General features: G+C 69.0%; 13 protein-coding genes and 1 pseudogene. 6 read left to right on the top strand and 8 right to left on the bottom strand.

The window, feature by feature from the left end; all coding sequences use genetic code 11:
• The 5 genes from L810_RS33765 to madL form a co-directional block, all read right to left on the bottom strand.
• The coding region (locus L810_RS33765; RefSeq protein WP_042977258.1) for a biotin-independent malonate decarboxylase subunit beta at positions 1 to 456 on the bottom strand (456 nt) is incomplete at its 3' end.
• Positions 453 to 767, bottom strand: coding sequence for a malonate decarboxylase acyl carrier protein (mdcC, locus tag L810_RS33760; RefSeq protein WP_021162697.1), 315 nt, complete (start codon positions 765 to 767; stop codon positions 453 to 455). The genes L810_RS33765 and mdcC, both read right to left, overlap by 4 nt.
• A 10-nt stretch (positions 768 to 777) precedes the next feature.
• Positions 778 to 2424, bottom strand: coding sequence for a malonate decarboxylase subunit alpha (mdcA, locus tag L810_RS33755; protein WP_021162696.1), 1647 nt, complete (start codon positions 2422 to 2424; stop codon positions 778 to 780).
• Between the two features lie 134 nt (positions 2425 to 2558).
• Entirely contained in the window at positions 2559 to 3326 is a 768-nt protein-coding gene (gene madM / locus L810_RS33750) for a malonate transporter subunit MadM (RefSeq protein ID WP_021162695.1), read from the bottom strand.
• An 11-nt stretch (positions 3327 to 3337) separates the two neighbouring features.
• A complete protein-coding gene (gene madL, locus L810_RS33745) occupies positions 3338 to 3733 on the bottom strand; it encodes a malonate transporter subunit MadL (protein WP_021162694.1) in 396 nt (131 codons plus the stop codon).
• Positions 3734 to 4061: 328 nt separating this feature from the next.
• Here madL and L810_RS33740 point away from each other — a divergent pair, with 328 nt between their 5' ends.
• Both L810_RS33740 and L810_RS33735 read left to right on the top strand, forming a co-directional pair.
• Entirely contained in the window at positions 4062 to 4910 is an 849-nt protein-coding gene (locus L810_RS33740) for a LysR substrate-binding domain-containing protein (RefSeq protein WP_021162693.1), read from the top strand.
• 170 nt (positions 4911 to 5080) lie between these two features.
• On the top strand, positions 5081 to 5359 hold the full coding sequence (locus L810_RS33735; RefSeq protein WP_021162692.1) for a DUF4148 domain-containing protein: 279 nt from the start codon (positions 5081 to 5083) through the stop codon (positions 5357 to 5359).
• Between the two features lie 54 nt (positions 5360 to 5413).
• Here L810_RS33735 and L810_RS33730 read toward each other — a convergent pair whose 3' ends face one another.
• Positions 5414 to 6331 carry a 3-hydroxyacyl-CoA dehydrogenase NAD-binding domain-containing protein gene (locus L810_RS33730; protein WP_021162691.1) on the bottom strand — a complete coding sequence of 306 codons (918 nt, stop codon included), beginning with the start codon at positions 6329 to 6331 and terminating at the stop codon, positions 5414 to 5416.
• A gap of 247 nt (positions 6332 to 6578) precedes the next feature.
• Here L810_RS33730 and L810_RS33725 point away from each other — a divergent pair, with 247 nt between their 5' ends.
• Positions 6579 to 7019, top strand: coding sequence for an Hsp20/alpha crystallin family protein (locus L810_RS33725; protein WP_021162690.1), 441 nt, complete (start codon positions 6579 to 6581; stop codon positions 7017 to 7019).
• Positions 7020 to 7035: 16 nt separating this feature from the next.
• Positions 7036 to 7446, top strand: a complete 411-nt coding sequence (locus L810_RS33720; protein WP_021162689.1) for an Hsp20/alpha crystallin family protein — start codon at positions 7036 to 7038, stop codon at positions 7444 to 7446.
• A gap of 94 nt (positions 7447 to 7540) precedes the next feature.
• On the opposite strand, the gene L810_RS33715 is transcribed toward L810_RS33720, so the two are convergent.
• Positions 7541 to 7876 carry a TFIIB-type zinc ribbon-containing protein gene (locus L810_RS33715; protein ID WP_021162688.1) on the bottom strand — a complete coding sequence of 112 codons (336 nt, stop codon included), beginning with the start codon at positions 7874 to 7876 and terminating at the stop codon, positions 7541 to 7543.
• Positions 7877 to 7972: 96 nt separating this feature from the next.
• Complete coding sequence (locus tag L810_RS33710) at positions 7973 to 8728, bottom strand: TerC family protein (protein ID WP_021162687.1); 756 nt, start codon at positions 8726 to 8728, stop codon at positions 7973 to 7975.
• A gap of 108 nt (positions 8729 to 8836) precedes the next feature.
• On the opposite strand from L810_RS33710, the pseudogene L810_RS33705 reads away from it, so the two are divergent.
• Positions 8837 to 9712, top strand: a pseudogene (locus L810_RS33705) (LysR family transcriptional regulator); the annotation flags it as partial.
• Between the two features lie 126 nt (positions 9713 to 9838).
• Positions 9839 to 10582: DUF2242 domain-containing protein (locus L810_RS33700; RefSeq protein ID WP_042977253.1), on the top strand; the 744-nt coding region annotated here is incomplete at its 3' end.

The raw sequence follows: 10582 nt of genomic DNA, 5'->3' as shown, positions 1-10582 counted from the left end.
CGGCACGCCGGCCGCACGCGCTTCGACGAGCGCGCGCATGATCTCGGCGATCGCGAGTTCGCCCGCATTCGCCTCCTGCAGCCGCACGCCCCCCGTATCGAACAGGATCAGCACCGGCTTGCCGACTTCGCGCGCGGCGCGCAGCAGCCCGGTGAGCTTCGCGCCGTGCACTTCGCCGAACGCCCCGCCCATGAAGCGGCCTTCCTGCGCGGCGACGAACACCGGATGCCCGTCGAGCCGGCCGTGGCCGACCACCATCCCGTCGTCGAACTGCTGCGGCAGGTCGAACAGCGGCAAGTGCGGGCTCGTCACGCGTTCGGCCGGCCCGAGGAATTCGTCGAAGCTGCCCGCGTCGAGCAGCCCGTCGACGCGCTGCCGCGCGGATGCTTCGTACCAGCTCGCCGCGTTCGCGACGAACGCGGGGGCGTCATGGGTGTGATGAATGTCGTTCATCATGCGTCCCCTTCGATCGCGCGCACGGCCTGCGCGAGCCGCAGCGACACCATGTCGGGCCGCGCGCCGCCGTCGTTGATCGACAGCTTCAGGCCGCCCGGCGTGCGCCGCTCGACGAAATCCGTGACGACGGCCTGCCACACCGCGCCGAAACCGACCGCCGCGGTGCGGATGTCGATCTCGCATTCGTTGCCCGGCAGCACGCGCTCGACGAGCACCTCGAGATTGCCGGATGCCACCACGCCGACGAGCGCCGCGGCCAGCTCGCCCTTCGCGCGCTCGCGCGCGGTGAAGCGATAGTTCAACTGTTCCATGCCCTCTTCCTCACCAGTTGCGGAACCGGGCCGGCGGCGCATAAAGCCCGCCCGACCAGTGCACGAGATCCTTGATCGAGCGCGCGGCGAGCCAGCGGCGATCGGCGTCGAGCGGATCGATGCCGAGATCCTCCGGACGGCGGATCACGCCGCGCTCGCGCAACCGCTCGACCATCTTCCGGTCGCGGCCGCGGCCGATCTCCGTATAACCGGCGACGCCGCGGATCGCGTGCTCGCGTTCGTCCTTGTCGCGGCACATCAGCAGGTTCGCGATCCCTTCCTCGGTGACGATGTGCGTGACGTCGTCGCCGTAGACCATGATCGGTGCGAGGTCGAGCTGCAGCTTGTCGGCGAGCTTCAGCGCGTCGAGTTTCTCGACGAACATCGGCACGTTCTTGTCGCCGAACGTCTCGCCGATCTGCACGACGAGCTTGCGGCCGCGCCTGAGTGCCGCCGGCGTATCGGGATCGGCTTCCGCGCCGGCCTTCAGCCACGGCTCGCTCGGGTGACGCCGGCCGCGCGCGTCGCTGCCCATGTTCGGCGCGCCGCCGAAACCGGCGATGCGCTCGGCGGTGACCGTCGACGAATGGCCGGACAGGTCGATCTGCAGCGTCGAGCCGATGAACATGTCGCACGCGTAGAGGCCGGCCGTCTGGCAGAACGCGCGATTCGAGCGCAGCGACCCGTCGGAGCCCGTGAACCATATGTCGGAACGCGCGCGGATGTAGTCGTCCATCCCGACTTCCGAGCCGAAGCAGTGGATCTGCTCGACCCAGCCCGATTCGATCGCGGGAATCAGCGTCGGGTGCGGATTGAGCGCCCAGTGCGAGCAGACCTTGCCCTTCAGCCCGAGCTTCTCGCCGTAGGTCGGCAGCAGCAGTTCGATCGCGGCCGTGTTGAAGCCGATCCCGTGGTTCAGGCGCTTGATGCCGTAAGGTTCGTAGATGCCCTTGATCGCGAGCATCGCGGTGAGGATCTGCGTTTCGGTGATCGCGGCCGGGTCGCGCGTGAACAGCGGCTCGACGTAGAACGGCCGGCCCGCGTCGACGACGAAGTGCACTCGGTCGCCGGGAATGTCGACGCGCGGCACCTTGTCGACGATGCGGTCGACCTGCGCGATCACGATGCCGTCCTTGAACGCGGTGGCCTCGACGACGGTCGGCGTGTCTTCGGTGTTCGGGCCGGTGTACAGGTTGCCGTCGGCGTCGGCGCTGACCGCGGCGATCAGCGCGACCTGCGGCGTGAGATCGATGAAGTAGCGCGCGAACAGCTCGAGATAGGTGTGCACCGCGCCGAGCGCGATCTTGCCGCCGAACAGCAGCTTCGCGATGCGCTGCGACTGCGGGCCCGAATACGCGAAGTCGAGGCGCTTCGCGATGCCGCGCTCGAACACGTCGAGATGCTCGGGCAGCACGACGCCCGACTGCACCATGTGCAGGTCGTGAATCTTCGCGCTGTCGACGTCGGCGAGCGCCGTCGCGAGCAGGTCGGCCTGCTTCTGGTTGTCGCCTTCGAGGCACACGCGGTCGCCGGGCCGCAGCACCGCTTCGAGCAACGCGACGGCGTCGCGCGCATCGACCCGCTTGCCCTGCGCGAAACGCGCACCGGCCGCGAGGCGTGCATCGCGCGCCTGCCGCGCGTGATTCCATCCCGTCATGAACAGTTCTCCCGCTTCGATGGTTCAGCGGCATTCTAAGCCGGGCGCCGCCGCCGATTGATGATGTTGACGAATGCGACTCAGAGGACGCCGCGATGGATGCGGCCCGCGCGCTTGGGCCGCATCGCAGCGCGCTACGCGCCGACCAGCGCGCGCGTCGTGAAGAACAGCACCGACGGCCCGAGCAGGCAGCCGACGCCCGTATGGAACGTCGCGACCAGCGCGCCGTACGGGACGAGCCGGCGGTCGGTCGCGGCGAGCCCCGCGCTCACGCCGCTGACGGTGCCGGCCAGGCCACCGAAGATCATCGCGGAACGCGGCGTCTTCAGGCCCATGAAGTTGGCCGCGACCGGCGTGCCGACCATCACGATGATCGCCTTCACGAGCCCCGTCGCGATGCTGAGCGCGATCACGTCGGAGCTCGCGCCGATCGCCGCGCCCGTGACGGGGCCGACGATGTAGGTGACGGCGCCCGCGCCGATGGTCGTCATGCTGACCGCGTCGGTGTAGCCGAACGCGCGCGCGATGCACGCACCGACGATGAACGGCAGCACGGTGCCGAGCAGCAGCGACACGACGCCGACGAGCCCGGCCTTGCGTGCCTCGGTCGGCTGCACTTCGAACGCGGTCGCGACGATCGCGAAATCGCGCAGCATCGCGCCGCCCATCAGGCCGATGCCGGCGAACAGCTTGACGTCGGCCAGCCCCTTCTCGCCACCGGTGAATGCGCCGCCGACATAGGCGAGCACGAGGCCGATGACGATCGCGATCGCGGAGCCGTGCACACGGCCGAACGTGAGCTTGCGCGACGCGATCGACGACAGCCACATGATCAGGCCGACCAGCGCGAACGACGCGACGAGCCCGTTGTGGGCGACGACTTTTTCGAGCATCTGCAGCATGGCGGCCTCCGTCACTGTTCTTCGAATTGCGGCACGGCCGCGAAGGCCGTGTCGTCGCGCCCGGTGCGCACGAGTACCGCGATGCAGCATGCGCAGATCGCGACCGCGCCGACGGCGGCCAGCAGCGCGACGGGGCCGCCCTTCAGCGCGGCGACGACGTTCTGGTTCGCGGCCATCGCGACGACGACGGGGATGTACATCGCGCCCCAGAACCCGACGCCGGCCTCGGTTTCCTTCGGCAGCCAGCCGCGCCGGTGCAGCCACAGGCGCAGGCAGATCAGCAGCAGCATCGCGATGCCGACGCCGCCGACGTTGGTCTTCACGCCGATCGCGCTGCCGAGCAGGTCGCCGAGAAACAGGCCGGCCAGGTGGCAGAACGCCAGCAGCGCGGTTCCGTAGATGATCATGAGTCGTCTCCAGTCTCTTCGTGACGGGCGCCGGACGCATGCAGGAACCGGCCCCGCACGCCGATCCCGTGCGCGGACTTGTCTCCTGCGGCGGTGCGCCGCGGCCCGGCGGCCCGTCGTGCGGGCGCGTTCTCGGGCGGTCGATGGGATGATGCGGTTTCGGGCCGGACGCCGGATGCCGTAGACTGACCGATGCAGCCGCCGGCACGACGCGGGCTACGCATCCGGTGCGCGCCGTGACGGGCACGCACCGAGGCGTGATCCGATACTAGCGCCGCAATATCCGGCCATTTATGAAGTTGTCAAAACCGATTCAGTGGATTTAGCAATGCGCCCGTTACCGCCCGAGCTGCTGCGCAGCTTCGTCGCCGTCGCCCAGTCCGGCAGCTTCACCGCCGCGTCCGAGCGCGTGAGCCTGTCGCAGTCGACCGTCAGCCAGCATATCCGCCGCCTCGAGGAGCTGCTCGACCGGCCGCTGTTCGAACGCGACACGCGCAACGTGCACCTGTCGCAGCACGGCGACGCGCTGTTCCGCTACGCGGTGCGCATCCTCGAACTGATGGACGAGGCCGTCACGTCGGTGTGCGGGCCGCCGCTGTCGGGCAAGGTGCGGCTCGCGATGTCGGAGGATTTCGCGTCGGCGCACCTGACGGCCGCGCTTGCAAGCTTCGTGCAGCGCAATCCGGAGGTCGAGCTCGCGATCTCGACCGGGCTGTCGGGCGACCTGTTCGACGCGCTCGACGAAGGGCGGCACGATCTCGTGTTCGCGAAGCGCATCGCGGGCAGCCGGCGCGGCCGCGTGATCCGCAGCGAGCCGCTGTACTGGTGCACGGGCCCCGATTCGCGGATCACCGGCCACGAGACCGTGCTGCCGCTCGCGATGCATCCGGAGCCGAGCGTGTCGCGCCGCCGCGTGCTCGAATCGCTCGAAGCCGTCGGGCGGCCGTACCGGATCGCGGTAGTCAGCAGCAGCGTCGCGGTGTTGCGCGCCGCCGCGAGCGCGGGGCTCGGCGTCAGCGCGTTCGCGGGCTACGTGATCCCGGCCGGGCTCGCGCGGCTCGACGCGGGGCTACCCGAGCTCGGCGAACTCGAGTACGTGATCGACCGGCCGGCGGCCGCGTCGCGATCGACGCTCGCGCTCGAAGCCACGCTGATCACGGCCGCGTCGGAGTTGTAAGCGCACCGGGCGCGACGCACGCATGCGCGGCCGGCCGCGCCTGCAACTGACCGTTCTGCCCGGAACGCGTCATCGTCCGCGCAGCACCCGCTCACGACAATGGGCCCCATCGGAACGCACGGCAGCCGCCGCGCGCATCCGGTGTCCCGTCCCCTTGATCGGAGCACGCCATGAATGTCTTGCGATTCGCCGTCGCGACCGCCGCCGCCGCCCTGCTGTCCCCCGCCTTTGCCCAGACCGATGCCGCTGCGCCCGAACCGGGCCTGACACGCGCGGAAGTCATCGCCCAGCTCAAGCAGGCCTATCTCGACGGCGAACTGCCGACGAACGACGGCAACTACCCGCCGAGCGCCGAGACGCGCGCACGCAACCGCGAACTCGTGCAGGCCGCGAGCCCGTCGTGGCTTGCCCGGACGCCGCGCGCACCGCAAACGGCCGCGCAGCAGTAGCGGAGCGCGGGCTGACCGATCGCGGCCCGACCGAAACGCTCCGCCCACGCGCGATCACGGCAGGAAACTGCGGCGCCGCGCGTCGATCAGCTCGACGAGCAGGCGGTCGCGTTCGGCCGCCAGTTCCTGCATCGAACGCTCGCCCTGGATCGCGCGCAATTCGTCGTTCAGCTTGCGATCGACGTCCGGGTTGAACGAGGGCGTGCCGAGGTCGTCCCACCAGCTCGTGATCGGCCCCGACAGGTGTTCCAGGAAGTGCGCGATTCCGCCCGCGCCGCCACCGAGGTGATAGGTCAGGCACTGACCCATCAGCCCCCAGCGCAGGCCGGGCCCCCAGGCGACGGCCTTGTCCGCATCGGCAACGCTCACGACGCCTTCGCCGACGAGGTGATACACCTCGCGGAACAGCGCCGCGGCGAGCCGGTTCGCGACGTGGCCGGTCATCTCCTTGTTGAGGACGATCGTCTGCTTGCCGAGCGCGTCGTAGAAATCCTTCACGCGCGCGATCACGTCCTGGCCGGTGGCCTCGCCGCCGACCAGCTCGACGAGCGGAATCAGGTGCGGCGGATTGAACGGATGCGCAATCAGGCAACGTTCCGGATGCTTGTCGCACGCGGTCTGGATGTCCGACATTTTCAGGCCCGACGAACTCGACGCGATCGGCACGTGCGCGGGCAGCACGTCGTCCATCTGCCGGTACAGCGCGCGCTTCAGGTCGAGCCGCTCCGGGCCGTTCTCCTGCACGAAGTCGACGCCGTCGAGCGCACGCACGAGATCGGCATCGAACGACAGCCGCGCGGAAAGCTCGGCGGCCCGCTCGCCGAGGAACGCGGCCAGTGCGTCCCGCAGCCGCGCGTCGGCTTGCGGCGCCGGATCGGTCGCGACGACGTCGAAGCCCTGCGTCAGGTAGAAAGCGGCCCAGCTGGCGCCGATCACGCCGGCGCCGACGATCGCGATGCGTCGAATGTCCATGGTTGTCCCGTGTCGTTGGTCTGCGGATAGATCGCGGCGATTGTCGCATCGAACCGCACGGGCCTGCATTGATGCAGATTGTGGATCCCCTCTTGAAATGCGCTGCGGCGGCCACTAATTACGCGTCGTCGGGCAGCGCACCGCACCACGCACTGCCCCCGTTTCGACCCAGTGGAGCCCCCGCGTCGCGCCCGCCGCCGGCGTCGCGCCGTCGTGTCTCCCGCGTTCCCTGTTCAGGAGGACTCACATGAGCGGTATCCATTTCGGCAGCGACCTGTTCGACGAATTCGCCCGCGTGCAGCGGCAGGTGGCGAACCTGCTCGGCGATCGTCCGTCCGGCATTCGCGCGGTGCGGCCCGGCGCCTTTCCCGCGCTCAACGTCGGCGCCACCGACAGCGCGATCGAGATCGTCGCGTTCGCGCCCGGCATGGCCGCGGCCGACTTCGACGTGTCGATCGACAAGGACCTGCTGACGATCAGCGGCGAGCGCAAGCCGGCGCCAGGCGGAGAAGGCGACGACCTGCGCACCTATGCGCAGGAGCGCTTTCACGGTGCGTTCCGCCGCGTCGTCGAGCTGCCGCGTGACGCGGATCCCGACCAGGTCAGCGCCCGCTACGAAAACGGCTGCCTGCTGATTCGCGTCGGCCGGCGCGAGGCATCGAAGCCGCGCGCGATCACCGTTCAATAATACTCAGGATACCGACATGACTGCGAACCCGACCCTGGCCGAACGCCAATCGAGCACCGTCCACCCCGCTGCCGCCGAAGCGGCGCGCCGGCCCGCGATCACGCCGGCCGTCGACATCGTCGAGAATCACCTCGGCGTCACGCTGCGGGCCGACCTGCCTGGCGTGCCGCGCGAGAACCTCGACGTAAAGGTGCACGACAACACGCTGACGATCGAGGCCGACACGCACCTCGATACGCCGGCCGACCTCCGCGTGCGGCATGCCGAAATCCGCGCGACGCGCTATGCGCGCAGCTTCGTGCTGAGCCCCGACCTCGACACGTCGAGGATCGACGCGAACCTGCGCGACGGCGTGCTGACGCTGACGATTCCGCGCCGCGAGGAAACGCGTCCGCGCCGCATCGACGTGACGGCCGGCAACGCGTAAGCATCGGTGCGTGCCGTCGTCCCGCACGCGTGAAAAAGCCCCGCCGGGTACGCGCCCGGCGGGGCTTTTCAACGACATGACGACATCGGCGGAGTCAGTCGAAGTCGAACAGGTCGAACACCGATTTCCGGCGACGCTGGCCGTCATGCTTGTAACGATCGCCGTGCGAGCGGCCATCGTGCCGGTCCCGGTCGTCGTGAGCGCGGCCGTCGCGCCCCCACCCGCCGTCATGGCCGCGCGGCGCTTGCGCATCGTGCCGCACGGGCGTCTCGTCGCGACGCACCGGCGCGTCGCCGGTCTCGCGCGCGATCAGCTTGTCGAGTTCGCCGCGATCGAGCCATACGCCGCGGCAGGTCGGACAGTAGTCGATTTCGATCGACTGGCGCTCGGCCATCAGCAGGTCGGGCGTCTTGCAGACAGGGCATTTCATCGCGCTTCTCCTTTCCGTGCGAATTTCGTCTGGATGCCGTATGAAACGCGCGAGCCGGGTGCCGCCTGAGCGGCAGCCGGCGTCGCGCGCGGCCGCTCAGCGGCCTTCCGTCCGTGCCGCGCGCTTCGCCTTCGCGCGCCGCGCCAGCATGTTCATGCCCTCGACGAACGCCGAGAATGCCATCGCCGCGTAGATGTAACCCTTCGGCACATGCGAGCCGAAACCTTCGGCGATCAGCGTCATGCCGATCACCACCAGGAACGACAGCGCGAGCATCACGATGGTCGGGTTGCGGTCGATGAAGCGTGCGAGCGGCTGCGCGGCGAACAGCATCACGGAGACGGCGACGATCACCGCGACGAACATGATCGGCACGTGTTCGGTCATGCCGATCGCGGTCACGATGCTGTCGATCGAGAACACGATGTCGAGCATCACGATCTGGCCGATCGCGGCCCACATCGTCAGGCCTGCCGCGCCGCCGGCACCGCCCGCGCCGTCACCGTCGTGCGACACGTGGTGATGGATCTCGGTGGTCGCCTTCCACACGAGGAACAGGCCGCCCGACAGCAGGATCATGTCGCGCCACGAGAACGCATGGTCGAACAGCGTGAACACCGGTTCGGTGAGGCTTGCGATCCACGCGACGCTGCCGAGCAGCGCGAGGCGCATCACCAGCGCGAGCGCGATGCCGAGGCGCTGCGTGCGGGCGCGCTGCGCTTCGGGCAGCTTGTTGCTGAGGATCGAGATGAAGATCAGGTTGTCGATGCCGAGCACGACTTCCATCACGACGAGCGTCAGAAGCGCCGCCCAGACGGCGGGGTCGGCGGCAAGCGTCAGCAGGTAGTCCATGAAATGGGCCGATTCGAAAGTGGAAAGCCCGATGATATGCCGCCCAGAACTTCGTAAAAATCAGAGAGAATCTGATTTTTGGTTCGGTTTTTCCGAAATTACGATCCGATGCTCAATTTCCGACATCTGTACTACTTCTGGGTCGTCGTGAAGGAAGGCGGCTTTGCGCGCGCGGCCGCGCGGCTCGACATGGCCGTGCAGACCATCAGCGCGCAGGTGCGCGAGCTCGAGAAGGCGCTCGGGCACCAGTTGCTGCGCCCGGCCGGACGCAGCGTCGCGATGACCGACGCCGGCCAGGCCGCGTTTGCGCGCGCGGAGGCGATCTTCGAGATGGGACGGCTGATCCCCGACGAGGTGCGCGCGGCGGCCAGCCAGCCGACCGTGCGGCTTGCGGTCGGCCTCGCGGACGGTATCTCCAAGCTTGCCGCGCACGCGATCCTGGCACCCGTGCTGGCTACCCCCACGCTGCGGCTGCTGTGCCACGAGGGCGAGCACGACGCGCTGCTCGCGGAGCTCGCGCTGCATCATCTCGATCTCGTGCTGGCCGGCCAGGGCGCGCCGTCCGGTTCGAACCTGCGCGTGACGAGCGAGCGGCTCGTCGCGTCGCCGGTCGACTGGTACGGCCCCGCGGCACTCGTCACGCCGGCCGCGCGGGAGCACTTTCCGCAGTGCCTCGCCGAGTTGCCCGTGCTGCTGCCGACCGCGCATTCGGCGCTGCGCGCGCGCCTCGACCGGTGGCTGGAAGGTGAGCGGATCATGCCCCGCGTGGCCGGAGAATTCGAGGACAGCGCGCTGATGGCCGTGTTCGCGGCGCGCGGCCTCGGCGTGTTTCCGCTGAGCGAACTCGGCGCGAACGATGCGTCGCTGCTGCGCGGGTTGCGGCGGCTCGGGCGCGCGGGCGACGTGACCGAGGAGATCCACGCGATCCGCTCGCGGCGCGGCGAACACCATCCGCTGACGTCGCAATTGCTGGACGCGGCGCGCCGGCCGACTGAAGCGAGTGCGACATCAAACGAAACTATAATGGCGCCCCGGCCTTACGAGATTGCCGCGCGCTTCATCCAGGCACCGCCGTTGCGCGGCCTCTCGCCAAGCCTTCTGAAAGACGCCATGCACAACCGATTTCGCCTGTTTTCCGTTTCGTGCGCGCTCGCGGCCGCGACCGTGCTGGCGGCGTGCTCGTCGCCGCCCAAGCCGATCTACCAGCAGGAACAGTTCGACGCGACGAGCAGCCCGTATGCGCATACGTTCCATTCGAAATCCGACGCGGCCTGCGAGGCCGCGCGGCGCGCGCTGCTGAGCCAGGGTTATGTGGTGTCGTCGTCGCGCAACGATGCGGTCGACGGCAGCAAGAATTTCCAGCCGAACAACGACATGCACGTCGTGATCGAGTTTCACGTCGTGTGCGCGGACGCGAACGCGGACGGCTCGTCGAGCATCGCGTACGTCAACGCGGTGCAGGATCGTTACACGCTGAAGAAGTCGAATACGTCGGCCAGCGTCGGGCTCAGCGTGTTCGGCTCGCTGTCGCTGCCGATCGGGTCGAGCGACGACGCGCTCGTCAAGACCGCCAGCGAGACGATTCCCGCCGGCGTGTTCTATGAGCGCTTCTTCAATCTCGTCGAGCATTTCCTGAAGATCGACCCGGCCCGCCGCGACCGCGCGACCGTCAAGGCCGCCGAGAAGGAACCCGTCACGCCGCTGCCCGAACCCGCGCCGACGCCGCAGGGCGAGCCGATGAAGATGACGACCCCGGCCGTGCCGACGCCGCCCGCGGCGCCGGTGCCGCTTTCGCTGCCGGCCGTCGCCCCCGAATCGGGCGCGCATGCCGTGCCGGCCGCGGCGTCGGCCGTG

It is taken from the genome of Burkholderia sp. AU4i (assembly GCF_000466765.1).
GTDB lineage: Bacteria > Pseudomonadota > Gammaproteobacteria > Burkholderiales > Burkholderiaceae > Burkholderia > Burkholderia cepacia.
The sequence above is the reverse complement of the archived record's forward strand: the minus strand, read 5'-3'. Positions and strand labels throughout refer to the sequence as shown.